The organism is Salmonella sp. SAL4457 (assembly GCF_046548235.1).
Classification (GTDB): domain Bacteria; phylum Pseudomonadota; class Gammaproteobacteria; order Enterobacterales; family Enterobacteriaceae; genus Salmonella; species Salmonella enterica.
In genome coordinates this window covers 1-256 of the sequence record NZ_JBGDZO010000839.1, presented here as the reverse complement: position 1 = coordinate 256, position 256 = coordinate 1, and the positions used below count along the sequence as shown (strand labels likewise).

Here is a 256-nt window from a genome sequence, read left to right as displayed (position 1 = left end):
CAGTGAAAAGTGGCTGCGGAGCTGGGCAAATCCGCAGGTTTCCCATGACGAGCTGGTCGCTCGCCTGTCCATGGTCGGCCTCGAGGTTGACGCCGACCTGCCGGTCGCCGGCGCCTTCAGCGGCGTGGTGGTCGGCGAGGTGCTCTCGACCGAACAGCATCCGGACGCCGACAAGCTGCGCGTCTGCCAGGTCAGCAACGGCAGCGAGACCTTCCAGGTCGTCTGCGGTGCGCCCAACGTGCGCGCGGGCCTGAAG

The 256-nt window shown here is 68.0% G+C and carries 1 pseudogene; it reads left to right on the top strand.

The features are described from left to right. A pseudogene (pheT, locus tag ACLJNW_RS26540) lies at positions 1–256 on the top strand (phenylalanine--tRNA ligase subunit beta); the annotation flags it as partial.